Origin of the sequence: Candidatus Halocynthiibacter alkanivorans, assembly GCF_003333265.1 — a bacterium.
Classification (GTDB): Bacteria; Pseudomonadota; Alphaproteobacteria; order Rhodobacterales; family Rhodobacteraceae; genus Halocyntiibacter_A; species Halocyntiibacter_A alkanivorans.
This window is the reverse complement of record NZ_QOLB01000036.1, coordinates 1-1,704: the sequence shown is the minus strand read 5'-3', so window position 1 is coordinate 1,704 and position 1,704 is coordinate 1. Positions and strand designations below refer to the sequence as shown.

Below are 1,704 nucleotides of genomic sequence, written 5' to 3'. Positions count from 1 at the left end.
AACTGGCAGGTTGGGGTGGATTACATGTCCACTGGCATCGAGGTGAATTTTTCAAAGTTAGACCTGGCGGGCTTTCATGAAAAAAACATCGGCTTAAAAGCACGACGTTTTTACGGCAACAGCTTTAACCTGTCGTTTGGTTTTGTGCGCCGCACCAATGAGGTGTACCTGGACCCTAGTGTCTACGGCATCAGTGTGAGCGATGTAAATTTTCGCACCGAGGCTCAGGCTAATTTGTTGCACTTGGGCATGAGCAATCACTGGCAATTTGACAACTGGAGTCTGGCGGTAAATTGGATTAGCCTAAATCTTCCATTAGGTGGCAAAGTCACCCAATCTGCCGCCGATCAAGCCGACGATGAAGGTGATAAAGACGATATACGCCGTGCCGAAAATGTACTGACCTGGTATCCCAACCTGGCCACCTTCACCATGAGCGCGGGTTATATGTTTTAAGCAGTGTGAAAAAGAGCGCTATTTCCCCGCTAAATAGCGCCCCAGCCAATCGGCCCTTTGTTATTCCTGTTACGCCTTATTTACCTACGAGCCAAAATATAAGCCCATATCATGGCAGTGGCATTACCTATAGTCTGTATATTGACTTTAGATAGATTTATAATATTTTAACTATGCTTTAATGGTGCTTATGATGGACACTTACTTAACAGGAGACAGAAGATGAGCAGATTGACCCTATTACCGCAAAAAATCGCTGCACTGGCCCTAGTGCTGATCACCCTGCCAAGCAGTTATGCCATGCAGGCGCCGCAGGCCACCCAAGACAGTAAAGTGGGTTTTGCAGTTGTACACACCGGCCAGGCAGGGCTGACCCCAGAGGGGGCGCTGGTGAGCGGTGGCAATTGGTTTAACCTGCGTCATCTAGCCCAAAATGCAGTATTGATTCGCCACCCCAAGGGGGATGTAATGATTGATGCCGGATTGGGCAGCAAGATCGATGAGCAATTTGCCAGCAACAGTTTTGTTATGCGTCAGCTGTTTGCCTATGAGCAACTCAACCCGGCCATTAATCAATTTGAGCAGGCGGCCTATAATGCTCAAAACGTCACTAAGATCATCCCCACCCATTTACACTGGGATCATGCCAGCGGCCTGGTAGATTTTCCCGGGGCACAAGTATGGGTGCAACAGGCAGAATATGAAGAGGCTCGCGGCGGCCATGCCCCGGCCCATTTGCGTGCCAGCGCCGCGGACGACACCCTGCCAGACAGCACATGTAATGCTTTGGACGGCGGCCAGGATGACACCCCGGGCAACGCGATTTGCAAAGCAGACGAACTGGCGGTGTTTCTGGCCGCGTTCCCCGATGTGATCCTGGTGCGGTTGACCCGGGTGCAAGGCTCTGCACCACGCGGGCAGGGCACCACCATGTGCGTCAGTGCCACAGTGCTTTGCGGCACCATCGGCGGTGGACAACTGGAATATATGGCGATCGATCAGGCTCGCGCCCTGCTGGCCCGGGGCGACGCGTGCACGGAGATGGACGTGCCGCTTGGTCCCGAAATCGGCCAGTGTTGCGGCGGGCGTGTCACCCTGTCGCTGACGCGCATGGAGGACGCCGACCGCGCGGCCCTGCTGCAAGAGGAACACGACGCACGTGACGCAGAGCCGCATGTGTATCTCTATGGTGCCGGCCATGTGGGCCGCGCGCTGGCCCGTGCTTTTGCGCCGCTGCCCCTGCGCCTG

At 54.4% G+C, this 1,704-nt stretch carries 2 protein-coding genes; both read left to right on the top strand.

What is annotated here, in order from left to right; all coding sequences use genetic code 11:
• On the top strand, window positions 1-456 hold a 456-nt coding region (locus tag DWA01_RS03075), incomplete at its 5' end, for a hypothetical protein (protein WP_235008408.1).
• A gap of 222 nt (window positions 457-678) precedes the next feature.
• On the top strand, window positions 679-1,704 hold a 1,026-nt coding region (locus tag DWA01_RS03070), incomplete at its 3' end, for an XdhC family protein (RefSeq protein WP_114284186.1).